The organism is Xanthobacter lutulentifluminis (assembly GCF_043194675.2).
Taxonomy (GTDB): domain Bacteria; phylum Pseudomonadota; class Alphaproteobacteria; order Rhizobiales; family Xanthobacteraceae; genus Xanthobacter.
Map to the genome: position 1 here is coordinate 4,085,197 of NZ_CM195525.1, position 22,416 is coordinate 4,107,612.

Here is a 22,416-nt window from a genome sequence, read left to right on the forward strand (position 1 = left end):
ACCCAACTCCGCGAACGGGAACGACAGTTTGTGCGTGGCCGGCGATGATGGCCATCCCGGCGACCATGGCCATGGCGACCACGACCATGGCGATCACGACCATGACCACGGCCACGCCGGCCATTCCCACTCCGGCCACTCGCATGCCGGCCACGCCCATGCGGTGCCGGATTCGCTGCGGGCCTTCGCCATCGGCGCCGGGCTGAACTTCGGCTTCGTCCTGGTGGAGGTGGGGTTCGGCCTCTATGCCGGCTCCCTCGCCCTGCTGGCCGATGCCGGGCACAACCTTTCCGATGTGCTGGGGCTGGTTCTGGCCTGGGGCGCCGCCTGGCTGTCGCGGCGCGCGCCCACCGCCCGCCGCACCTATGGCTACGGCCGCTCCTCCATCCTCGCCGCCCTCGCCAATGCCGTGCTGCTGCTGGTGGGTACCGGAGGCATCATTCTCGAGGCCGTCTCCCGCCTGTCCGATCCCGAGCCGGTGAAGACCGGCATCGTGATGGCCGTGGCGCTCGTGGGCGTGGCGGTGAACATGGGCACGGCCATGCTGTTCATGGCCAACCGCAAGGGCGACCTGAACGTCCGCGGCGCCTTCATCCACATGGTGGCGGATGGCGCCATCTCGCTGGGCGTGGTGGCGGCTGCTGCGGTGATCGCGCTGACGGGCTGGCTGTGGCTGGACCCGGTGGTGTCCCTCGCCATCGCCGCGGCGATCGTGGCGGGCACCTGGGGGCTGCTGCGCGACAGCTTCAACCTCGCGCTCGACATGGTGCCGGAAGGCATCGAGCCCGAGGAGGTGGAGCGCTGGCTCGCCGCCCGGCCGGGGGTGAGCGAGGTGCACGACCTGCACATCTGGAGCCTCAGCACCACCTCGGTCGCCCTCTCGGTGCATCTGGTGCGGCCGGGGGCGGGGCTGGACGACGATTTCCTCAGCGCGACCTGCGAGGGGCTCAAGGCGCGCTTCGGCATCGCCCATCCGGTGCTTCAGGTGGAAGAGGGGCGCATGGCCTGCGCCCTCGCCCCCCGCGACGTGGTCTGACGCCGAAGCTCAGGCCGCCTTCGCCGTGCCGAGGCCTTCCAGCGCCTCGCGGGCGACGGGCGAGAGGCCCTCGCCGCCATGGGCGATGTGCTCGGCGATCTTGGCCCGCATGCGCGGATCCCAGAACTTGCGGATATGGGAGCGGGTCTCCTCCACCGCCGCCTCGTGCTTCATGGCGGCGAAGGCGGTGGAGATCTGGTTCGCCATGTAGACGAGCTTGTCGGCGCTGCTATGCGACATGGTCCTGCCGTTCCGAAGGAGCGGGCGCGATGCGCCCGGGATGGGTGAAAATCTCGAAGCCGTCGTCGCGCACGATGGCGCACAGCGTGATGCCTGCCGCCTCCGCGGTGCGGATGGCGAGGGAGGTGGGAGCGGAGACGGCGGCGATCACGCCGACGCCCAGCACCGCCGCCTTCTGCACCATCTCGATGGAGACGCGGCTGGTCAGCAGCAGCAGGCCACGCGCGGTGTCGAAGCCCGCCTCTGCGGCCATGCCCACCAGCTTGTCGAGGGCATTGTGGCGGCCCACGTCCTCGGCCAGCGCCAGGATGCCCCGGCCCGGCTCGAAGAAGGCGGCCGCATGCACCGCGCGGGTCTCGCGGTTCAGCGCCTGCAGCGGCCCGAGCGCGGCCATGGCGCCCAGCACCACGTCCGGCGCGAAGGTGGCGGCGGCGGTGACGTGCGCGGCCGGCTTCACCGCCTCGATCAGGCTTTCCACCCCGCACAGGCCGCAGCCGGTGGGACCGGCGAGCGCGCGGCGCCTTGCGGAGAGATGCTTCATCTTCTCCTCGGCGATCCACATGCGCGCCTCGATGCCCTCCTCCAGCACGATCACCTCGCGGGAGAGGATCTCGGCGGGGGCGGCGACGATGCCCTCGGTCAGCGCGAACCCCAGCGCGAACGCCGGAATGTCGGTGGGGCTCGCCATCATCACCGCATGGGTGGTGCCGTTGAAGGTGAGCGCCACCGGCACCTCCTCCGGCACCGCGCGGGCGCCGCGGGAGAGGATGCCGTCCCGGATCTGCGCGCGCTCCACCCGCCGCGCCGGGGCGGGCGCGGGGAGGTCAGGGGGGAGCGGGCAGGCGGGTTCGTCGGTCATCTTGTCCAATCACATGGGAGCGCCGGAGCGCGCCCGGTAGGGGCGGTGTTGCCTGCTTGCGGCCCCTCCCCCGGCGGGAGTGGGAGGGCGGCCTGTTCTCCGCCCGGGGTGTCCCCGGGGGGAAGTTGCAAGCCCTCACCCTGGCCCGCTCCGCAACAGGAGAGGGAGCGCGAACGCAGGAGACGGCGCCCCGGCTGGGAGGGGAGGCCGGTCGCGCCGGCGCGCTCTCACTCCGCCGCGATGCGACGGCTCTTGCGGCTGAGGTCCTCGTAATCCTCCTGCCACTGGGTCGGGCCGTTGGAGGGCGAGACCTGCACCGCCGTCACCTTGTACTCGGGGCAGTTGGTGGCCCAGTCCGAATAGTCGGTGGTCACCACGTTGGCCTGCGTCACCGGGTGATGGAAGGTGGTGTAGACCACGCCCGGCGCCACGCGGTCGGAGATGACCGCGCGCAGCGAGGTGGAGCCGGCACGGCTGTCCAGCTTCACGAAGTCGCCGTCGCGGATGCCGCGGTTCTCGGCGTCGTGGGCGTGGATCTCCAGCACGTCCTCGGGATGCCAGACCACGTTGTCGGTGCGCCGGGTCTGCGCGCCGACATTGTACTGGCTGAGGATGCGCCCGGTGGTGAGCAGCAGCGGGAAGCGCGGGCCGGTCTTCTCGTCGGTGGGCACGTATTCGGTCAGGATGAACTTGCCCTTGCCGCGCACGAAGCCGCCGATGTGCATGATGGGCGTGCCTTCCGGCGCCTTCTCGTTGCACGGCCACTGCACCGAGCCCATCTCGTCCAGCAGCTTGTAGTTCACGCCCGCGAACGACGGGGTGAGCGCGGCGATCTCGTCCATGATCTCGCCGGGGTGGGCGTAGCTCATGGGGAAATCGAGGGCGTTCGCCAGCATCTGGGTGACTTCCCAGTCGGCATAGCCGTTCTTGGGCGCCATCACCTTGCGGATGCGCTGGATGCGGCGCTCGGCGTTGGTGAAGGTGCCGTCCTTCTCCAGGAAGGAGCAGCCCGGCAGGAAGACGTGGGCGTAATTGGCGGTCTCGTTCAGGAACAGGTCCTGCACCACCAGGCACTCCAGCGCGGCGAGGCCGGCCGAGACGTGCTTGGTGTCGGGGTCGGACTGGAGGATGTCCTCGCCCTGCACGTACATGCCCTTGTAGGTGCCTTCCACCGCCGCATCGAACATGTTGGGGATGCGCAGGCCCGGCTCGGAGTCGAGCGGCACGCCCCACATGGCCTCGAAGGTGGCGCGGGTGGCGTCGTCCGAGATGTGGCGGTAGCCCGGCAGCTCGTGCGGGAACGAGCCCATGTCGCACGAGCCCTGCACGTTGTTCTGGCCGCGCAGCGGGTTCACGCCCACGCCGTCGCGGCCGATGTTGCCCGTGGCCATGGCGAGGTTGGCGATGGCCATCACCGTGGTGGAGCCTTGCGAATGCTCGGTGACGCCGAGACCGTAATAGATGGCCCCGTTGCCGCCGGTGGCATAGAGCCGGGCCGCGCCGCGCAGGTCGGCGGCGGGAACGCCGGTGTACTTCTCCACCGCCTCGGGGGAGTGGCGCTCGTCGGCGACGAAGGCCGCCCACTCCTGGAACTCCGCCCAGTCGCAGCGCTCGCGCACGAACTGCTCGTTCACCAGCCCCTCGGTGACGATGACATGGGCCATCGCGGTGACGATGGCGACGTTGGTGCCGGGGCGGAGCGGCAGGTGGAACGCCGCCTCGATGTGGGGCGAGCGCACGATGTCGGTGCGGCGCGGGTCCACCACGATCAGCTTGGCGCCGGCGCGCAGGCGCTTCTTGAGGCGCGAGCCGAACACCGGATGGCCGTCGGTCGGGTTGGCGCCGATGATGAGCACCACGTCGGACGCCTCGACGCTGTCGAAGTCCTGCGTGCCGGCGGAGGTGCCGTAGGTCTGGGAGAGGCCGTAGCCGGTGGGCGAGTGGCAGACGCGGGCGCAGGTGTCCACGTTGTTGTTGCCGAAGCCGCCGCGGATCAGCTTCTGGACGAGGTAGGTCTCCTCGTTGGTGCAGCGCGAGGAGGTGATGCCGCCGACCGAGCGCTTGCCGTACTTCTCCTGGATGCGCTTGAACTCGGAGGCGGCGTAGGCGATCGCCTCCTCATAGCTCACCTCCTTCCACGGTTCGTGGATGGACGAGCGGATCATGGGCTTGAGGATGCGGTCCTTGTGGGTGGCATAGCCATAGGCGAAGCGGCCCTTGACGCAGGAATGGCCGCGGTTCGCCTTGCCGTCCTTGTAGGGCACCATGCGCACCAGCTCGTCGCCGCGCATCTCCGCCTTGAAGGTGCAGCCCACGCCGCAATAGGCGCAGGTCGTCACCAGCGAATGCTCGGGAGTGCCGATGTCGAACATGGACTTCTCGTTCAGCGTCGCTGTGGGGCAGGACTGAACGCAGGCGCCGCAGGAGACGCACTCGGAGGTGAGAAAGCTCTCGTCCATGCCGGGCGAGACGCGGCTGCCGAAGCCGCGGCCGGAAATGGTGAGCGCGAACGTGCCCTGCACCTCCTCGCACGCGCGGACGCAGCGGTTGCAGACGATGCACTTCGACTTTTCGTAGGTGAAGTAGGGGTTGGATTCGTCCTTCCCCATCTTGGTGTGGTTCTCGCCCTCGTAGCCGTAGCGCACGTCGCGCAGGCCGACGACGCCGGCCATGTCCTGCAGCTCGCAGTCGCCGTTGGCGGAGCAGGTGAGGCAGTCCAGCGGATGGTCGGAGATGTAGAGCTCCATCACCCCCTTGCGGATCTGCTTCAGCCGCTCGGTCTGGGTCTTCACCACGATGCCCTCGGCCACCGGCGTGGTGCAGGAGGCGGGGGTGCCGTTGCGGCCCTCGATCTCGATCAGGCAGAGCCGGCAGGAGCCGAAGGCGTCCAGCATGTCGGTGGCGCAGAGCTTGGGGATCTGGTTCCCCACCTCCATGGCCGCGCGCATGATGGAGGTGCCTTCCGGCACGCTCACGGACATGCCGTCGATGGTGAGGGTGACCATCTTCTCCGACTTGGAGGCCGGCGTTCCGTAGTCGATTTCATGGACGAGGGACATCGGGCGTTCCTTCCGGATCATTCGGCAGCGGCCGGCAGCTTCGGCGCGACGCCGAAGTCTTCCGGGAAATGGGTGAGGGCGCTGATGACGGGGTAGGGCGTGAAGCCGCCGAGCGCGCACAGGGACCCGAGCTTCATGGTGTGGCAAAGGTCTTCCAGCAGCGCGAGGTTCTGCTCGCGCTTCTCGCCGGCGACGATCTTGTCGAGGGTCTCGACGCCGCGGGTGGAGCCAATGCGGCACGGGGTGCACTTGCCGCAGCTCTCGTGGGCGCAGAACTCCATGGCGAACTTGGCCATATGGGCCATGTCCACCGTGTCGTCGAACACCACGATGCCGCCGTGGCCGATCAGCGCGTCCTTGGCCGCGAAGGCCTCATAGTCGAACGGCGTGTCGAACTGGTGCACAGGCAGGTAGGCGCCGAGCGGGCCGCCCGCCTGGACCGCGCGCACGGGACGGCCGGAGGCGGTGCCGCCGCCGATGTCATTCACCAACTCGCCCAGCGGGATGCCGAAGGCGGTCTCGAACAGGCCGCCGTGCTTGATGTTGCCGGCGAGCTGGATGGGCATGGTCCCGCGCGAGCGGCCCATGCCGAAGTCGCGGTAATACTTGCCGCCCTTGTCCAGGATCACCGGCACGGTGGCGAGCGACACCAGGTTGTTGATGACGGTGGGCTTCTGGAACAGGCCCTTGTGGGCCGGCAGAGGCGGCTTGGCGCGCACCAGGCCGCGCTTGCCCTCCAGGCTTTCCAGCAGCGCGGTTTCCTCGCCGCACACATAGGCGCCGGCGCCCATGCGCATCTCCATGTCGAAGGAGAGGCCGGAGCCGAGGATGTTGTCGCCCAGCAGGCCCGCCTCGCGCGCCTTCTCGATGGCCTTCTCCATCACCACGAAGGCGAGGGGATATTCCGAGCGGGAGTAGACGTAGCCCTTGGTCGCGCCCACCGCGAGGCCGGCGATGGTCATGCCCTCGATGAGGCAGAAGGGGTCGGCCTCCATGATGAGGCGGTCGGCGAAGGTGCCCGAATCGCCCTCGTCGGCGTTGCAGACGATGTAGCGCTGGTCGGCCGGGGCGGCGGCCACCGTGCGCCACTTGATGCCGGTGGGAAAGCCCGCGCCGCCGCGGCCGCGCAGTCCGCTGTCCACCACCTCCTCCACCGTCGCCGCCGGGCCAAGCGTGATGGCGCGCTCAAGGCCGCGATAACCGCCGTGGGCCTTGTAGTCGGTGAGGGAGAGCGGATCGATGATGCCGATGCGGGCGAAGGTCAGGCGCGTCTGCTTCTTCAGCCAGGGGATCTCGTCGACCACGCCGACGCACAGGGGATGATCGGCGCCGTGCAGGAAGCCGGCATGGAGCAGTTCCTCCACGTCGGAGGGCTTCACCGGACCATAGCCGACGCGGCCGTGCTCGGTCTCCACCTCGATCAGCGGCTCCAGCCAGAACAGACCGCGCGAGCCGTTGCGGGTGATGTCGGCGGTGATGCCGCGGGCGAGCAGCCCGGCTTCGAGCTTGCGGGCGACGCGGTCGGCGCCGCAGGCCACGGCGGTCGCGTCATTCGGGACGAAGATGCGGGGGGACTTCATCAGATCTCTCCGTAACGCTTGCCGGAGGAGACGCAGGTGGCGATCTCGTCGATGGCCTCGCGGTCGAGGCGGCCGATCAGCTGGCCGTCCACCAGCGCGGAGGGCGCGCAGGCGCACAGGCCGAGGCAGTAGATCGGCTCCAGCGTCACCCGGCCGTCGGGGGAGGTCTCGCCCATGTCCACGCCGAGCTTCTCCTCGGCATAGGCGGCGAGGGCGGCGCCGCCCACGGACTGGCACGCCTCGGCGGCGCACAGCTTCACCACGGTGCGCCCGGGCGCGGAGCGGCGGAAGTCGTGGTAGAAGGTGAGCACGCCATAGACTTCGGCGCGCGAGAGATTGAGGCTGTCGGCGATCATCGGCACCGCCGGATCGGGCACGAAGCCGAAGGTTTCCTGCAGCGCGTGCAGGATGGGCATGGTCGCCCCCTCGAGGTGCCGGTGCTCCGCGATCACCTGCGCTGCGCGCTCGGTGCTCCAATCCTCATAGACCGCCATGGTCGTCTCGCTTTCCCGAAAGGCGTGGAGGCGCGTTGCCGCCGCTTCGTCTTGCTTGCGGGAAAGTCTGGCATACACGGCACCCCAATCAAGGCAGCTGTCGGATGTTGCGATAGAACATCTCTATCAAGGAGGGCTGCCCGCGGCAGGGGTTCCGCCGGGTTTCAGGCGTTTGACCTGCGGCATTCGGGCCAGGCTGGAACCGTTCCTGGTATATCGATTGTGATTTTCTATGTTCGCAGGGCGGGAGCCCCGGCGTTCGGCCGTCCGAATTATTGCATTGCAGCAATGGCCGGATCGGCGAGCGTGGTCTGATCGAGCTTCGGGGCGATGCGCCGCGCCTCCGCCACCAGAGCGGCGGTGATGGGCGTCGTGGGCTCGCGATGGGGCACCACGAGGCCGATGGAGTGGGAGATGTCCGGCTCCACGATGGGAATGGAACGCACCACCGAGGTCAGCCCCAGCGAGTCCGCGAGCATCGCCGGCATCACGCTCGCCCACAGGCCGGTGCGCACATGGGTGAACAGCACGATCATGGAGTTGGATTCGAGCGTGGGCTTGTGGCTCGCCCCCGCCGCGGCCAGAAGGCCGTCGACGATGCGCCGGTTCTGCATGTCCGGCGTCAGCAGCGCCAGCGGCAGCTCGGCTACCTCGGCCCAGGTCACCGTCTCCCGGTCGCCGTAGCGGGCGTTGGGGGAGGTCACCAGACGGTAGCGCTCGCGGTAGAGCGGCACGGTGTTCACCCGGCCCAGCGGCTCGTTGTCGAGATAGGTCAGGCCGGCGTCGATCTCGAGATTCTCCAGGTGATTCAGGATCTCGATGGAGGTGCGGGAGATGACCGTGAAGCGCACGTCCGGATGGCGGGCGCGGAACGGCGTCGTCAGCGCCGCCACCATGGGCAAGGCGGTGGGGATGGCGGCGATGCGCAGGGGCCCGGCAAGGCCGCGCTTCAGCGCATCGATATCCTGACGCATGGCGCGCGAATCGGCCACGATCCGCCGCGCCCATTCCAGCGTGCGCTCGCCTTCCGGCGTGAAGCCCATGAAGCGGGAGCCGCGCTGCACCAGCAGCACGCCCAGCGTATCCTCCAGCTGCTTGATGCCCGCCGACAGGGTCGGCTGCGTCACCCCGCACGCCTCGGCGGCGCGGCCGAAGTGGCGTTCCCGGGCCAGGGCGATCAGATATTCGAGCTTGTCTATCATGGTTCCATATCAGGGCGCGGCATGGCCCGACGCAAGGCATGTTCGTCGCCGCAGCGCAGCGTTCTCCACGACGGTTGTGGACCCCGCCCATTCGCGCTACCTCCGGACCCTGTTTCGCGCCCGGAGGCCCCCATGCGTCACCTGCTTTTCGCTTGCGCCATCTCTGTGGCCGCCCTCGCGGGGGCGGCAACTCCCGCTTCGGCGGGTCCGGTGGCCCCGGGGGTCGCCGCAGCGATGGGGGAGGCGGCCGTGAGCCCGCAAACCGTGCGCTGGGTGTGCACCTACGGGCGCTGCGTGTGGCGTCCGCACTCGCGCGTGCGCGTGCCGGTCTATGCCCAGAGCTGGGGTCCGCCGACGCGTCCGCGCTGCGAATATGTGCGCCGCGTGGGGCCGCAGGGGCAGGCGCACTGGCAGCAGGTGTGCCGGTAACGGCGGAAAGGGTGCATCTGCTGCCCTTGCAACCCGTGCTCTCGCGAACGTGAGAAGCAGGCCGGGAACTTTCGGGTCTCTATTAAGGTTATGTTTACGCTCGGCGACGGTGCGGCGGACCGGAGGCCCGAGAGACCCAACACGGGGCACAGGAGCACCGCCATGCCCAGTCTGGCTCATGGTTCGGTTCTGATTTCGCTGGTGGCTATGCTGTTCGCGACGCTTCTCGTCGCGACCCCCACGCTGGCCGTGCTGACCCAGCCGCATGAGCGTCCGCCTGTCGAGACGCCGCGGCCTCTGCCCTCACCCTCCGCTTTCGCCTGATGCTGCGTGAGGCGCGGCGGCGCGCCCGTCGCCACGCTTGTGTGCGGTCGTCCGGTCGCCCGGGCCGGCCGGATCAGTCTACCGGATATCCGGCGGCTTTGGTCTGGCGCGTCTCGTCTGCGGGCGGGCGCCATGGCGCTGGCTGGCGATGGCTGAAGCCTGCGCGCGCACGGCGTTGCCGTGGCTGGTCCCGAGCCGCCACGCCTGTTCGCGGGAGCAATCCATGAGCGGGTTCCGTCCGGGCCTCGCGCTGTCGCTGGGCATGCTGCTGCTGTGCGCGGCGGCGCCGGCTTGGGCGCAGGGCAGCCGCGGCGGCTTCTTTCCGGGCAGCGGCGCAGCGAGCCATGGCTCGCCCGTGCGCGACATCTTCTCCCTGCTGTTCGGCGGGCTGCGATCGGCGTCGCGCTATGGCGAGCCGGACCGCCCGCGCATCATTCTCCAGCCGCGGGCGCGCGACGGGGTGATCGTCAGCGGCGGCAACCATGCCTATTGCGTGCGGACCTGCGACGGGCGCTTCTTCCCGTTGCAGGGGCGTGCGGGCGATACGGGCGATGCGCTGGCCCAGTGCAACGCCTTCTGCCCGGCGGCGCGCATGGCGGTCTACACCACGTCCGACAGCAGCCGCGGCATCGACGGTGCGGTGACGCGCGAGGGCAAGGCCTATACCGAGCTGCCCACCGCCTATGTGTTCCGCCAGCGGCTGGTGGAGGGGTGCACCTGCACCGCCGGCACGCGCGTCGGCGGGCTTGGCGCGGTGGATGTGAAGGACGATCCGACCTTGCGTCGCGGCGATATCGTGATGACGCAGGAGGGCGGCCGGGTGTTCGCAGGGGGCCGGAAAGGTCCGCCCTATCGCGATGAGGATTTCGTGCCGCCAGCCCGTTTCCCGGACCTGCCGCGCGACATGAGGGCCCGCCTGTCGGAGCTGGAAGTCGCCTCGCGTTGAGCGGCCTGCGGGCCCGCCCGGGAGGCTGTCCTCTTCGTCCGTTCGGAAGGCGCTGAACGCTCGCCGTCACCGCCCACGGGCGAAGACGGGCACAGCTCCTCACATCTCGGGCAAAACGCGGAGTGGTCCTAGACCGCCGCGGCGCGGCTCCGCGACTTGGCCCGCTTGGCGGCGGGTGCATCGGCGCTCGCGGCAGATTCAGCTGCGTCCTGTTCCTCGGCGCCCTGCTCGGCCGGCCCGGCGTCATGCGCCGGCAGGCGTCCGTCCGAGGCCGGGGCCTGATCGGTCGTGTCCGGCTGGTCCAGCAGCGCGCGGATGCGGCCGGCGAGGTCGTCATCGCCCGCGTCCGCGACCAGGGCCCGCACGGGGGAGCCGGCGCCCTCCAGCCGTGCGGTGAGGGCGGCGAGGCGCGCGGCGACGTCAGTGACGCTCTCGCGCAGCGCGGCCATGCCGTCCGCCGGCAGAGCAGGGGCCTCCGGCACGGCCGGAGCTTCCACGCCGCGCGGCCCGCGCACGGCCTGCTCCATCAGGGCGTGATCGGCCTTCAGCATGGCCAGTGTGTCGCCGAGGCGGCGGTTCTCGGCCTCGGCTGCTGCGAATTCGGTGGCGCGGCGCTGCTCGAACGCATGGACCACGGCCCGGCTGGCGTCGAGATCGGCCTCGGCGGTGGCGAGCAGGCCGGCGAGACGGTCGCGCTCGCTCTCCAGCGCGGTGACGGACTGGCGCCGGGTGTCGCTCTCGGTGGTCTTGAGCGCGAGGGCGGCCTGGGTCTCGGCAAGGTCGGCCGAAAGCCGGGTCGCGGCCTCGGCGGCGACGGTCCGGGCGGAGAGGGCGGCGGCGCGCTCGGCCTCCAGCGTGGCGGTGGTCTCCTCCAGCCGGCGGGTGGTGTCGGCAAGGCGGGCGGACAGGGATGCCACTTCCGCCTCCAGGGCCGAGATACGCGCCTGCTCGGATGCGACGGTGGCCTCGCTGGTCTTCAGCAGGGCGGTCAGCTCGGCCGCCTCGGCTTCCAGCTTGCGATGGGCATCCTCGATCGCGGCGAGGGCGGTGGTGCGGGTGCCGAGCTCGCTCTCGGTCCGCTCCAGCATGGCGATGCGATCGGCCAGCTGGTCCTGGGTCTCGCCCAGCAGCACGTCGCGCTCGGCGCCGGTCGCGGTGGCGAGGGCATATTTCTCTTCCAGCGCCGTCAGCGCCGTCTGAAGCTCGAACGTCTGCTGGCGCTGGGTCTCGATGGTGGCGGCGTGGGCGACGATGGTGTCGCGCATGGCATCGGTCTGCAGCTCGATGCGCCGCTGGTTGAGGGCGAAGAAGGCGCGCTGCTGGTCCTTGTCGGCCTGCACCTCGAAGATGGAGATGGGCACGGCCGCCTCCACCCGCTTGGTGGTGAGCCGCACCGCCCGGTGCCACACCGCCGGCAGCACGAGCAGGGCCACGAGCGTCGCGATCAGCACGCCCAACGTGAAGTACATGATCTGCTCGATCACGCGCGCACTCGCCCTTCGCCTGGAGCCGGCCCGCCGGGCTCCCCCTCGCCTGCGCGAGCGGGAAGGGCCGTCATGCCTCTCGCCATCCGTCCGCCCGGAAGCCGGAACGGCCCGGCTTCCGTGAACCAGCCTCATTCATGCCATGGCGCGCCCGCGCGTGCCAGCGCTTCGGCGGCGCAGCACCGTGCAGAACCGCCCGCGCGGCCTCAGAAGGGGTTCCAGGTGGGGTTGGGCGTGAACTTGAGGTAGCCGAGGTTGGCGCCGAGGCGCACGCCCACGCCCGAGCGGATCGGAACCACCACGATGCCGTCGGCGCCGAGCGCCGTCATGCCGAATCCGGCCACTAGGTATGCCGAGCCGGAGATGCCGGCGAAGCGGCGGAAGATGTCGTCCACGCTGCGCAGGCTGTAGACGAGGATCATGGTGCGGGCGCCGTCGCCGCCGAAGTCCCAGCCGACGGAGGGCCCCTGCCAGTAGACCTTCATGTCGCCGGCGTTGCGGGTGTAGAGCACGCCCTCGCCGTAGCGCAGGCCGCCGATGAAGGCGCCGGCGCCTTCCTGGCCGAGGATGTAGCCGTTGGGCTGGCCCCACTGGCTCACCGCCTTCTCGATGGAGAGCGCCAGCCCGCGCGAGACGCTGCCGAAGAAGGAGTGGCCCTTGCTGACCAGTTCGTTGGTGGAATAGCTCTGCGGCGTCGGCCCCTGGCCCGGAGCCTGCGCGCTTGCCGGCGCGGCGGCGAGCATGGCGGCAAGGCCCAGGGCCAGGCCGAGCGCGCGGCCGGCGAGGCCGCGAGCGGCGCCGTGCCGGAACGCCCTCGCCCCCGTGGCAGCGGTATCGCGGGCGGTCCTGAGGAAGCTCGAAGAGAAGCGCATGGGGGGTCTCGCGTTGGGCTTCGACGTTACGTGGCCCCCATGGCGTCTGCGTGAATCGCTCAAATTATGGCGAGCAGCGACGACAGGGCGCCCCGCCCGCCGGTTGTGGGCGGGTGTTGCAGTCAGAACACGATGCGCAGCGGGGATTAGCGCAGGGTTAAGCCGGCCGGGCAGGGCCGCCCGCGCCCCAGGCGACGAAGCCGTGGACCTTGTAGCCGGCGTCGGCATGCCCATAGGTGAGAGCGCTGCCATCCGGCCGGGTCACGCTGCCGCCCGCCGCGCTCACCAGCGCATGGCCGGCGGCGCTGTCCCATTCCATCACCGTGCCGAGGCGGGGATAAAGATCCACCTTGCCCTCGGCCAGCAGGCCGAACTTCAGCGCCGAGCCGGCCGGGATGCGCTCGGCCACCGGATAGCGGGCGATGAGCGCATCGGTGGCGGGATCGCCGTGGGAGCGGCTGGCGGCCACCACCAGCGGCCCTTCCGGAACCGGGCGGCAGGTGATGGGCGTCCAGTCCTGCGCATCCACCCGGGCGCCGGGGGCGCGGATGGCGCGGAAGGCGGCGCCCGGGCGCCCGGCGAACAGCAGCGCCCGCGCCGGGGCATAGACGACGCCCAGCACCGGCGTGCCATCCTCCACCAGCGCGATGTTCACGGTGTACTCGCCATTGCCGGAGATGAACTCGCGGGTGCCGTCGAGCGGGTCCACCAGCACGAAGCGGTTGCCGCAGGAGACCGAGGCGCCGAGCGCCATGGCTTCTTCCGCCACCACCGGCACGCCGGGCATGAGCGCGCCCAGCGCGGCGACGATGATGGCCTCGGCGGCGTGATCCGCCTCCGTCACCGGGCTCGCGTCGGCCTTGTGGGCGTGGGAGATCCCCTCCGCCTCGATCCGGCGGATGGCGACGCCCGCCGCGAGCGCCGCTTCCGCCAGCCCGGCAAGCAGGGCGGCATCGGTCGGGGCGGGGGTGGGCGTGCTGGTCATGGCGGCTGTCGGCTCCGTTTGAGTGTGCCGTGCTTAATCCCGCGCGGCGGCGCTGTCGATGCGGCGGCGCGGCTTGTGGCGCGGCGGGCGGGCGGTGTATCTGGCACACTTCGATCCGAGACGGATTCGGGCACTTTCCGGCCGTCGCCCCGCGGGAGAGGCCATGTCCACGCAAGCCCCCACCGAAGCCGCCACCGAAACCGTTCCGCTTGCGGTGACCGCGCTCGACCTGGGCGCGCTGTTGTGCTCGCGCGTGTGCCACGACGTCATCAGCCCGGTGGGCGCCATCGTCAATGGCCTTGAAGTGCTGGAGGACGAGGGCGCGGCCGACATGCGCGACGTGGCCCTCGACCTCATCGCCAAGAGCGCCCGGCAGGCCTCCGCCCGGCTCCAGTTCACCCGCCTCGCCTTCGGGGCGGCGGGCTCGGCCGGCGCGCGGCTCGATCTGGGCGATGCCGAGCAGGTGGTGCGCCCCGTCATCGAGGACGGCCGCACCCGCGTGGAATGGACCCTGCCGCGCGAGCTCCTGCCCAAGAACCGGGTGAAGCTGCTGCTCAATCTCGTGCTGCTGGCGGTTGCGACCATTCCCCGCGGCGGCACCATCAAGGTATCGGCGACGGGGGAGGGCGACGCGATGGGCTTCGTGCTCGCCTCCACCGGCACCAGCCCGCGCATTCCGGCCGGGCTGGAGGCGCTGGTCTCCGGCGCGGCGCCGGAGGGCGGGCTCGATGCCCATTCGGTGCAGCCCTTCTATGCCGGCATGCTGGCGCGGGACTGCGGCCTCGCCATCCGCTTCGCGCTGGACGGCGAGACGGTGACGCTCACGGCCTCCTGAGTTTGCGCCGGCCGACCGGGCGTGGCAGCCTGCATTTCGTGATCATCCCCGAAACCGGCCGCGCCATGCTCCGTTCATCGCGCCTGCCCCTCGTGCTCCTGCGCCTGCTGATGGCGGTCGTGCTGGTGCTCGGCCCGGCGCTGGCCTCCCCCGTGGCCGCCGGCGCCGACCCATTGCCGCTGCGGCATGGAGGACAGCAGCGGGCGGATCTCGACGCGGGGCATCTGGATACGTGGCAGCTTCGCTCAGGGCTTGAGGCGGCGCAGGCGCGCTCGGCCCACGGCCATCACGACCACCCGGCCACGCCGGCCGCCGGGCCGCATGCCCACGCGGAGCGCTCCGCTTCCCTCATGCCGCATGCCGCCCATGATGCCGGCGACCGCGACGGCCACCATGGCGCTCGCGGTGCGCCGGGCTGTTGCGGGCCGGGCAACTGCTGGATGGCATGCCATCCCCTGTTGCCGGTGGTCGTGCCGCTGCTGGCGATGCCCGTGGGCGTGGCGCTGCGGGTTCTGCGGGAAACGCCCGACCCCACCGGACCAGCCCTCGAGGTAGCCGAGCCGCCCCCGCGCGCCGTCGCCTGACGGCCGGGCGTGCCGCACGCGCCCCCATGTTCATCTTCCTTCCCATATGTATGGAGAGACCCATGCGGTCCCCTGTTCGTCCGAACCGTGCCGCGGCCCGTCCCGGCATGTTCCGCCCTCCCGTCGTTCACCTCGCCGCCCTGGCGCTCGCGCTGGGCGTTCCCCTCCTCGCCGCGGGTGGTGCCATGGCGCAGTCCATGCCTATGGACCACGGCGCCCACATGCCCATGTCCATGCCCGCCGCGCCTGCCGAGGCGCCCGCCGTCGCCGGCTTCAAGGCCGCGATGGAGCGCATGCACCGCGACATGGCGGTGCCCCTCACCGGCGATGTGGACACGGATTTCGTGCGCGGCATGATCCCGCACCACGAGGGCGCGGTAGCCATGGCCAAGGTGGAGCTCGCCTATGGCACCGACCCGGAGATCCGCAAGCTCGCGGAAGCCGTGGTGAAGGCGCAGGAGGCGGAGATCGCCTTCATGAAGGCATGGCTGGCCGCGGCCGACGCCAAGGCGGCGAAGAAGTAGCCCCAGAACGCAGGAAGCCCCACCCGTGCGGGTGGGGCTTCCAATGCGGGATGCGGGAAAGGGGGACGGATCAGACCGCGATGCGCTCGGCGCCGAGCATGGGCTCGCGCAGCACATAGCCGCGGCCCCAGACCGTCTCGATGTAGTTCTTGCCGGCGGAGGCGTTCGCCAGCTTCTTGCGCAGCTTGCAGATGAAGACGTCGATGATCTTCAGTTCGGGCTCGTCCATGCCGCCGTAAAGATGATTGAGGAACATCTCCTTGGTCAGCGTGGTGCCCTTGCGGAGCGAAAGCAGCTCCAGCATCTGGTATTCCTTGCCCGTGAGGTGGACACGGTTGCCTTCCACTTCGACGGTCTTGGTGTCGAGGTTCACCACCAGGTCGCCGGTCTGGATGACCGACTGGGCGTGACCCTTGGAGCGGCGGACGATGGCATGGATGCGGGCCACCATCTCGTCCTTGTGGAAGGGCTTGGTCAGGTAATCATCAGCCCCGAAGCCGAAGCCCTTCACCTTGTCTTCCGTATTGGCAAGACCGGAGAGGATGAGGATCGGGGTCTTCACCTTGGCGACGCGCAAGGATCGCAGGACCTCGAAGCCCGACATGTCGGGCAAATTCAGGTCGAGCAGGATGATGTCGTATTCGTAGACCTTGCCAAGGTCTACGCCTTCCTCACCGAGGTTGGTGGTGTAGACGTTGAAGCTCTCGGTCTTCAGCATCAGCTCGATGCCTCGGGCCGTAGCACTGTCGTCCTCGATGAGCAAGACGCGCATGGCTATCCCTTTCCTCGCAACTTCCCGAAAGGCGGCGCTGCCGACTTTCGTTGCTCGGCCATCGGGTGATTCGCGTTACGTGTGTAGAATCGTTAACAGAACTCGATTCTGTTCCACAAGGGCGAGCGGAAAAAACTTTGTGCAGCGGAGTCAAGACTGACTCTTCATCAAGCACTTAAGGTCTTATCCACACACCCCCTCTGCCACGTGCCGCGACCCACCCCCTGCCGGAGCCCCGGGGCGGCGTCCGGATGACGAGCGTGCGGGCGCGTCATCCGAACCGTAGCGTCATCATTAACGAAGGCGGTAAACGATTGGTTGCCGGCCGGCAGATCGGCGCGATTTTCCGCGCCTGACCCGGCGGAGGTAAGGAAAGGGCAACCAGCGGCGGACATTCTCTGACCCCGGAGGCACCGGCGCACACGGGCGCGCGGGCCGCGTTCTCCTGCGTACCCGGAGCTGAGGCGATGAAGTCGCGTGACCCCCTGATCCGTGCCAAGCGATTCCAGATCGACGATGCGCGCCGCCGCCTCGCGCAGATCGACACCATGATCGCCGAGTTCGAGCGCATGGCCGGCGAGCTCGACCGCGACATCGCGGCCGAGGAGGAGCGGACCGGCCTGACCGACCCGCGCCACTTCGCCTATTCCCCGCTGGCGCTCGCCGCCCGCAACCGGCGCGACAACCTGCACCGCTCGGCCGACGAGCTGAAGGTGCAGCAGGACGCCGCCCGCGCGACCCTGACTGAGGCCGAGGCCGACCTCGCACTGGTGGAAGCCGCCGGCGAGATGGATCGCGCCGCGCGGATCGAGAGCCCCGGGCGTCGGCCGCCGCTGCGCGCGGGCGAGACCGCCCGGTTCTGACCCGGCAGGCGGCAGGAGGGCGGTAGGGCGGTAGCAAACGCTGCGGCGCAGCGCATTTTTTGCCCCCCGCCGCCGCCGCGCGCTGCATTCGAGGCTTCCATTCGGCGGTGCCGCTCCGGTACCTTTCGGGCGGATATCCTCCGAGCACGAGCGCTCCGTGACGCCGCACCGCAAGGTCAACGCACTTCTCGACCGGGTTGCAGCCGGCGACCCCTATGCCTTCGAGGAGCTGTACCACGTCACCAGCCCCAAGCTGTACGGGCTGGTGCTGCGCCTGCTGCGCCGCCCGGAGCTGGCGGCGGAGGCGTTGCGGCAGGCCTATGGCCGCATCCATGCCGAGATCCACACCCGCCGCCCGCAGGAAGACCCGGTCTGCTGGATGGTGTCCATCGCCCGCACCTGCGCGCTGGATATCGCGTGGAAGCGGCCCGTGGCCGACGCGTTCGAGCCGTTCGATGCCGCCCAGCGCGGCGAGGACCCGCTCGCCGCCGATCGCCGCAGCCCGGCGCTCAACCGCCTGCTCTCCTGCCTCGGCAAGCTGCCCGAGGAGCGGCGCCGCATGGTGCTGCTCGCCTTCTATGACGGCTGGAGCCGCGACGCTCTCTCCATCTATTTCGATGCGCCGGCCGCCGGCATCCGCGCCTGGCTGGCCCGGGGCGTGACCCAGCTCGGGGAATGCCTGGGACGGCGGACATGAGCCCGCCGCTGCAGTCCGTCGCAACCCTCACCGACGCCGATCGGGTGCTGGCCGCCGAATATGTGCTCGGCACCCTTGATCCGGACGAGCGCGAGCGCGTGCGCGCCCGCATGGCGGTGGATCCCGCCTTCGCCGGCGCGGTGCGCCTGTGGGAGCGACGCCTGTCCCCGCTGCACGAGCTCGCGGTGCCGGTTGCGCCCCCGCTCACGCTCTGGCCCGCCATCGCCGCCGACCTGCGGGCCTCGCGCCGCGCGGAACGCCTGGCGCCGGCGCTCGGAGCCCCCGGCCAGATCGGCGGCGTCACCCGGCCACCCGGTGCCGGGGCGCCGCGTGGCGCACGGCCTGCGGCACGGGCCGCGGCGGGGCCGCTGGCTGCGGTGCGGCGGCTGTTCGGGCTCGAGGCGCCGCCCACCCGTCCGGCCCCCCGCGCTGCCGCGCCCGGTGCGCCGCCGGTGGCCGGACGTGGCAAGCGCCCGTCGCCACCGGCCCAGCTTCCGCCGGCCGCGCCTGTGCCGCCCGCGCTGCGCAGGCCGGGTGGCGCGACGCTGGGCGATGCCATCGAGGATGCGGTGGCCGCGGGCCTGCTGCCGCCGTCCCGGACGCCCGCGCCGGTCCCGCCCACGCCGGCCGCGGCCGATCCTGCCCCGCCCGCCGCCGCAATCCCCGCGCCCCCACCCCGTCCGCGTCCACCCCCCGAGCCGCTGGCGCCTCCGCCGGCCTTCATCTTCCTGGAACCGGAGCCCCCGCCCGGACCTCCCGCGCCGGAGCCGGCCGCCGATGCGCCTGCCCCGCCTGCGCCCGGCCCTTCCGAGCCGGAACCGCCGCCCGGGGTTTTGGACACGGCGGCGGGCGCTTCTGCCGGCGCAGGAGGGGGCGACGGTTCTGATCGCGCGCCGGCCTCCGGGGGGCTCGAGGCGGTGCCCGGCGCGGTTGTGCCATCCGCTGCCTCTGCGCCGCCGGCGTTCAGCCTTGTCGAACCGGAGCCGCTCGGGGCCGCAACGGAGCCGCCTGCCTCCGTCGCTCCGGAGGAGCTTGGGGAGCCTGCGTTCAGCCACGCGCTGGAACCCGTGCCCGGCGGTCCTGAGGGGCCGCCGGCCGCACCTGCCATCGCGTCGCTCCCGCTCGGCTCCGCGCCATCCTTCACCGGCGAGGCGGCACCGGCCACGCCGACGTCGTTCGTCGGCGAGCAGGAACGCGCCGCCGCTCCCGAGGCGTCGCCGCGAACGGCCGGGGCAGCCCCCGCCGCCGACGCACCACACACTCCCCCTCCCTTCATGTTCGCCGAGCAGGAACCGGCGCCCGGGGCACCGGAGGTCCCCGGAGGCTTCGCGTCCGGCAGCGGTTTCGGGATGGAGGCCGTGCCGCCCGCTCTCAGCGGGGGCGAGCCGATGCCCGCCTCCGGCGATGCCGGGATGGCGACCCGGCCCGAAGCCGGAACCACCATGGAGCCTCCGGACCTGTCGCCCGCCGATGCTACGCCGCACGCGGGCGCGCCGGGCGAGGCGGCGTCTGATTGGCCCGCTCCCGGTGCCGATCTGCACGAGCCTGCGGCCTCTGTGCCGCCGTCGGCGGGTCCGGCGGACCTCAGAGCACCCGAGGCCGTGGCAACGGATCTGCCCGCACCTCTGCCGCCGGTCCACGTCCCGCCCGCTGCCGGCGCCGCGCCGCCCGCGCCGCATCCGGCCGATCCGGCGGAGACCCGCCTCGATCAGGCCGCCGCTCCCGTGCCGGACATATCGCCACTCGCGCCGGGCATGGCAGGCGCGGCGCCGGACTTGGGCGAACGGGCCGCAACCGGCCTGGACCAGTCGGCGCCTCGGACCTTCCACGCGCCGACCGACGCGCCCGCTGATCAGGACGCCCCGGCTACCGCGGAAGATGCTGCCCCTCCCGCCGGCGCTGCGATCTCGGCGCCCGATCTTCTGGCCGCGGAACACGCGCTGGCCCCCGCCGGCGCGTCCACCACCACCGCGGGAATGACATCGGCAACGAGCGCCACGCCGGCACCTGCCTCGGCAGCAGGCGGTGGCGGTCCGGCTCCAGGTGCGCCGGCCTCGCGCGTCGCCGGCGCAGCCGCTCCGCCGGAAGCTGCCCGCCCCATTCCGCCAGCCGCGCCCGAAGCTGCCGCGGAGGCGGGCGCACCATCGCTCTTGGTGGACACGCCCGGCGGCCGCCCCGCCCCAACCGTGCCTCCGGGTGCGGGAGATGCCCTGTCGGGCGCCGTCGTCCCGACGCCCCACGTCAGCGAGCTGGCCGGCCCGCGGCCCGCGCCGGAAGCCGCGGCCGAAGCCCGGCAGACGACCGAGGCTGCACTGGCGCCAGAGGGGGGCGTGGCGGAGGCGCCCTCCGCCGATCCGGCTGCGGCCGCGCGCGGCGAAGAGGCGGTGCCGCTGCCCGGCTGGGCCGCGGCGGTTGCCTCGGGCGCCGTGTCCGCCCTTCCGGAGACGGCCGCCGAGCCGCCGCCGGTGACGCCGCCCTATGCGGTGCGGACCGGCATGGCCTGGCGCGGCGCAGCCCTGGCGCTGGGTGTCGTCGTTCTCCTGCTCGGCGCGTTCGTGATCTATCGCGAGTGGTTCTGGCCGCGCGACGGGCAGTGGGTAGGCGTGCTGCAGGGCGAGCCGTTGCCGGCCATCGCCGTGCGCATCGATCCCGACAGCGGCGTCATGCTGGTGCGCAGCTTCGCGCCGGCCCCCGCGGATGGCGAGGTGAACCGCCTGTGGGTCACGGTTCCCGGCCGGGGCACGCACCTCGTCGGCACCTTCTCCTCCGGCTTCGCGGTGCGCGCGCCGGAGCTGGGCGCGCTCGGCCGCGGGCGGCTGGGGGCGGTGGAGCTGGTGGTCACCCGCGGCCCTGCTTCCGCCCCGCCGGAACCGCCGCAGGATGGGCCGGACGGCAATATCGTCTATCGCGGGCGACTGGCGCCGGAATAGGGCGTTCCCCGAAGGACTGCCGCCCTGCCGCATGCGGGCCGTCCGGAGCGCGCATCGCGATTGCGGGCGGCTGGAATGAGGCGCGCGCGGGGCGGCCTCGCCCCGTCTCGGCGCGTGGCCGCCAGCCGGGACACGCTGTGCCCGGCGCGGCCGGCACCTCCGTCGCGCCGACCGACGGTGGCGGAATAGGGGCGGAACGAGCCGGGTCGCCCGGCGATCCGCCCGCGCCGGCGGGTGATGCCGGCGCTCAGGTGATGCTGAAGGGGGATGTCGGGGCAGGGCGCCTCACCGGATGGCCGGCGATGGCGGCGCCATTCGGGGGATGGCGTCCACCGGAAACAAGCTGGTTCGAGGGCATGGCACGGACGCATGTCCGCCCGGCGCCGCATGCCGGCGGCCGCGCAAGGGCATGGCTTGTCCGTCCGCCCGGCATCCCGCCGATGGCTACGCTCCGGCCGCGACGGCTCGAGGTGTCCGGGTCGCGCTTCCAGCCGGAAAAGGCCGCGAGGCCGGTGAGCTGCCGGCTGCACGCGGACCGGAAAGCCGGCGTCGGCGCACGCCCGCACATGCCGCCGCCGTGCCGCCGCCGATTTGTCCTCACGGGGCCCATGCCGGCGGCCCGGCTTCCGCTATAGTGCCGGCGCGGCCGGAACGGCCGTCATCCATCGAGGAAAACCATGTCCAGCGATGCCCATGCCGATCCGCTGCGTCCGCGCCCCGTGGATCGGGCGCTCGATCCCGCGTTCCGCCACGGCCAGTCCACCGAGCCCAACTATTCGGGGGTGACCTCATTCCTGCGGCGGCGCTATGCGCGCGACGGGGGCGGGGCCGAGGTGGCGGTGTGGGGCGTGCCGCTGGACGTGGCCGTCTCCAACCGTCCTGGCACGCGCTTCGGGCCGCGCGCCATCCGCGCCGCCTCCACCATCCTCGACGGCGACCCCTTCTACCCGTTCGGCATCGACCCGTTCGAGACGCTCGACGTGGTGGATGCGGGAGACTGCGTGTTCGACTACGGGCTGCCCGCCGGCATCCCGGCCGCCATCACCGCGCAGGCGGCGGCGCATTATGACCGCGGCGCCCATCTGGTGACGCTGGGCGGGGATCACTTCCTCACCTATCCCATCCTCAAGGCGCTGGTGGCCCGGCTGGGCGAGCCGGTGGCGCTGGTGCAGTTCGACGCGCATCAGGACACCTGGGACGATGGCGGCGAGCGGGTGGACCACGGCACCATGATCACCCGCGCGGTGAAGGACGGCCTGATCCGCGTGGAGCGTTCCATCCAGGTGGGCATCCGCACCCACGCGCCGCAGACCTACGGGCTGGAGATCGTCCACGGCATCACCGCCGGCGAGATGGGGCCGATGGCGCTCGCCGCCCATATCGCCGACCGGGTGGGCGATGCGCCGGTCTATCTGTCGTTCGACATCGATGCGCTGGACCCGGCGTTCGCGCCGGGCACCGGCACGCCGGTCTGCGGCGGCCTTTCGACGCGTGAGGTGATTTCCTGCCTGCGGCGGCTGGGCGGGCTCGACCTGAAGGGGTTCGACGTGGTGGAGGTCTCGCCGCCCTACGACCATGCCGAGATCACTGCCCTCGCCGGCGCCACCCTCGCGTCGGTCTATCTCTGCCTCCTGGCGGAGCGGAAGATCGGCGGCCGGGCCGTGACGCTCTGACACCCGCGCATCCCGGCGCGAGCTGCCA

The 22,416-nt window shown here is 71.4% G+C and carries 21 protein-coding genes; 11 read left to right on the forward strand and 10 right to left on the reverse strand.

The window, feature by feature from the left end; translation table 11 throughout:
• The first annotated feature begins 34 nt into the window (after positions 1–34).
• Complete coding sequence (locus tag V5F49_RS18980) at positions 35–1,036, forward strand: cation diffusion facilitator family transporter (protein WP_394117893.1); 1,002 nt, start codon at positions 35–37, stop codon at positions 1,034–1,036.
• A 9-nt stretch (positions 1,037–1,045) separates the two neighbouring features.
• Here the strand turns inward: V5F49_RS18980 and V5F49_RS18985 are convergent, their stop codons facing one another.
• The 6 genes from V5F49_RS18985 to V5F49_RS19010 all read right to left on the reverse strand — a co-directional run bounded on the left by V5F49_RS18985 (position 1,046) and on the right by V5F49_RS19010 (position 8,470).
• The gene (locus V5F49_RS18985) at positions 1,046–1,276 is read right to left on the reverse strand and encodes a formate dehydrogenase subunit delta (protein WP_394117894.1); all 231 of its coding nucleotides are present in this window, start codon (positions 1,274–1,276) and stop codon (positions 1,046–1,048) included.
• Positions 1,266–2,135: a formate dehydrogenase accessory sulfurtransferase FdhD gene (gene fdhD / locus V5F49_RS18990; RefSeq protein ID WP_394117895.1), complete on the reverse strand. Its 870-nt coding sequence runs from the start codon at positions 2,133–2,135 to the stop codon at positions 1,266–1,268. Before fdhD ends, V5F49_RS18985 begins: the two co-directional genes overlap by 11 nt.
• Positions 2,136–2,362: 227 nt before the next feature.
• Positions 2,363–5,194 (reverse strand): formate dehydrogenase subunit alpha, encoded by a 2,832-nt coding sequence (gene fdhF / locus V5F49_RS18995; RefSeq protein ID WP_394117896.1) that lies wholly within the window; start codon positions 5,192–5,194, stop codon positions 2,363–2,365.
• A gap of 17 nt (positions 5,195–5,211) precedes the next feature.
• The gene (locus tag V5F49_RS19000; protein ID WP_394117897.1) at positions 5,212–6,774 is read right to left on the reverse strand and encodes a formate dehydrogenase beta subunit; all 1,563 of its coding nucleotides are present in this window, start codon (positions 6,772–6,774) and stop codon (positions 5,212–5,214) included.
• Positions 6,774–7,268, reverse strand: a complete 495-nt coding sequence (locus V5F49_RS19005) for a formate dehydrogenase subunit gamma (protein ID WP_394117898.1) — start codon at positions 7,266–7,268, stop codon at positions 6,774–6,776. The genes V5F49_RS19000 and V5F49_RS19005 overlap by 1 nt, the downstream gene beginning before the upstream one ends.
• A 272-nt stretch (positions 7,269–7,540) precedes the next feature.
• A complete protein-coding gene (locus V5F49_RS19010) occupies positions 7,541–8,470 on the reverse strand; it encodes a LysR family transcriptional regulator (RefSeq protein ID WP_394117899.1) in 930 nt (309 codons plus the stop codon).
• 249 nt (positions 8,471–8,719) lie between these two features.
• Here V5F49_RS19010 and V5F49_RS19015 point away from each other — a divergent pair, with 249 nt between their 5' ends.
• The 3 genes from V5F49_RS19015 (at position 8,720) to V5F49_RS19025 (ending at position 10,169) form a co-directional block, all read left to right on the forward strand.
• Positions 8,720–8,899, forward strand: a complete 180-nt coding sequence (locus V5F49_RS19015; protein WP_394117900.1) for a hypothetical protein — start codon at positions 8,720–8,722, stop codon at positions 8,897–8,899.
• 162 nt (positions 8,900–9,061) lie between these two features.
• Positions 9,062–9,223, forward strand: a complete 162-nt coding sequence (locus tag V5F49_RS19020) for a hypothetical protein (protein ID WP_394117901.1) — start codon at positions 9,062–9,064, stop codon at positions 9,221–9,223.
• 223 nt (positions 9,224–9,446) lie between these two features.
• Positions 9,447–10,169, forward strand: a complete 723-nt coding sequence (locus V5F49_RS19025; RefSeq protein WP_394117902.1) for a DUF2865 domain-containing protein — start codon at positions 9,447–9,449, stop codon at positions 10,167–10,169.
• 128 nt (positions 10,170–10,297) lie between these two features.
• On the opposite strand, the gene V5F49_RS19030 is transcribed toward V5F49_RS19025, so the two are convergent.
• From V5F49_RS19030 to cysQ, 3 genes are all read right to left on the reverse strand, one after another.
• Positions 10,298–11,653: a coiled-coil domain-containing protein gene (locus V5F49_RS19030; protein ID WP_394117903.1), complete on the reverse strand. Its 1,356-nt coding sequence runs from the start codon at positions 11,651–11,653 to the stop codon at positions 10,298–10,300.
• 206 nt (positions 11,654–11,859) lie between these two features.
• Complete coding sequence (locus tag V5F49_RS19035) at positions 11,860–12,396, reverse strand: DUF1134 domain-containing protein (RefSeq protein ID WP_394117957.1); 537 nt, start codon at positions 12,394–12,396, stop codon at positions 11,860–11,862.
• A gap of 286 nt (positions 12,397–12,682) precedes the next feature.
• Positions 12,683–13,510, reverse strand: coding sequence for a 3'(2'),5'-bisphosphate nucleotidase CysQ (gene cysQ, locus V5F49_RS19040; RefSeq protein ID WP_394117904.1), 828 nt, complete (start codon positions 13,508–13,510; stop codon positions 12,683–12,685).
• Between the two features lie 163 nt (positions 13,511–13,673).
• Between cysQ and chpT the strand changes: the two genes are divergently transcribed.
• The 3 genes from chpT to copM all read left to right on the forward strand — a co-directional run bounded on the left by chpT (position 13,674) and on the right by copM (position 15,453).
• The gene (gene chpT, locus V5F49_RS19045; RefSeq protein WP_394117905.1) at positions 13,674–14,345 is read left to right on the forward strand and encodes a histidine phosphotransferase ChpT; all 672 of its coding nucleotides are present in this window, start codon (positions 13,674–13,676) and stop codon (positions 14,343–14,345) included.
• Between the two features lie 65 nt (positions 14,346–14,410).
• Positions 14,411–14,929 carry a hypothetical protein gene (locus V5F49_RS19050; protein WP_394117906.1) on the forward strand — a complete coding sequence of 173 codons (519 nt, stop codon included), beginning with the start codon at positions 14,411–14,413 and terminating at the stop codon, positions 14,927–14,929.
• Positions 14,930–15,036: 107 nt separating this feature from the next.
• Complete coding sequence (gene copM, locus V5F49_RS19055; protein ID WP_394117958.1) at positions 15,037–15,453, forward strand: CopM family metallochaperone; 417 nt, start codon at positions 15,037–15,039, stop codon at positions 15,451–15,453.
• A 70-nt stretch (positions 15,454–15,523) separates the two neighbouring features.
• Here copM and ctrA read toward each other — a convergent pair whose 3' ends face one another.
• Entirely contained in the window at positions 15,524–16,225 is a 702-nt protein-coding gene (gene ctrA / locus V5F49_RS19060; protein WP_394117907.1) for a response regulator transcription factor CtrA, read from the reverse strand.
• 467 nt (positions 16,226–16,692) lie between these two features.
• Between ctrA and V5F49_RS19065 the strand changes: the two genes are divergently transcribed.
• The 4 genes from V5F49_RS19065 (at position 16,693) to speB (ending at position 22,388) form a co-directional block, all read left to right on the forward strand.
• Positions 16,693–17,088, forward strand: a complete 396-nt coding sequence (locus V5F49_RS19065; RefSeq protein WP_394117908.1) for a flagellar export protein FliJ — start codon at positions 16,693–16,695, stop codon at positions 17,086–17,088.
• A gap of 157 nt (positions 17,089–17,245) precedes the next feature.
• Positions 17,246–17,785 carry a sigma factor-like helix-turn-helix DNA-binding protein gene (locus tag V5F49_RS19070; protein ID WP_394117909.1) on the forward strand — a complete coding sequence of 180 codons (540 nt, stop codon included), beginning with the start codon at positions 17,246–17,248 and terminating at the stop codon, positions 17,783–17,785.
• 2,330 nt (positions 17,786–20,115) lie between these two features.
• The gene (locus tag V5F49_RS19075; RefSeq protein WP_394117910.1) at positions 20,116–20,715 is read left to right on the forward strand and encodes a hypothetical protein; all 600 of its coding nucleotides are present in this window, start codon (positions 20,116–20,118) and stop codon (positions 20,713–20,715) included.
• Positions 20,716–21,392: 677 nt separating this feature from the next.
• Positions 21,393–22,388 carry an agmatinase gene (speB, locus tag V5F49_RS19080; protein ID WP_394117911.1) on the forward strand — a complete coding sequence of 332 codons (996 nt, stop codon included), beginning with the start codon at positions 21,393–21,395 and terminating at the stop codon, positions 22,386–22,388.
• Positions 22,389–22,416: the final 28 nt, after the last annotated feature.